The sequence below is a fragment of the Aliivibrio sp. 1S175 genome (genome assembly GCF_001690985.1).
Classification (GTDB): Bacteria; Pseudomonadota; Gammaproteobacteria; order Enterobacterales; family Vibrionaceae; genus Aliivibrio.
The window spans coordinates 644-1,109 of record NZ_MAJS01000053.1 but is presented as its reverse complement, the minus strand read 5'-3'; positions in this window follow the sequence as shown (position 1 = coordinate 1,109).

The following is a 466-nucleotide window of genomic DNA, read 5'->3' as shown; positions in this document are numbered from 1 at the left end:
CAAACCCAGAACGCCGAATGTAATAAATCGTGTTGATGCGATTGTTGTGCGTCTTACTTTCGGCTTGGCTAACTTGGTAAAGAACTACCCCGCCAAGATTTTCTAAGCACTAATTCTAATTTACCGGTAGCAATTAAGCGAACAAAATGTTCTTAAATTGCGAGATAAAGTAAATAGAAACAGATACATTTTTTACGTCATTTGAACGGCTTGGTTTCAGCTAGTTTGGAACAGACAAACTAAACACACTCGCCACAATTGGGATCGAAAATGCTGAGAGGAAAACACTGATACAGGCTAAAATGAGGCATAACCAAAGAACAATTGAAGCGTGAAAATGTCTCTGAAATGCCTGAACTTAGGGAAATAAGGGTTAATTTGCCGAACCTGATGATACGAAAACAAAAAGGCAACAAAGAAGAAATTTACGCTTACTAAGCCGAAAATACGAAAGCCGCGATTCTAT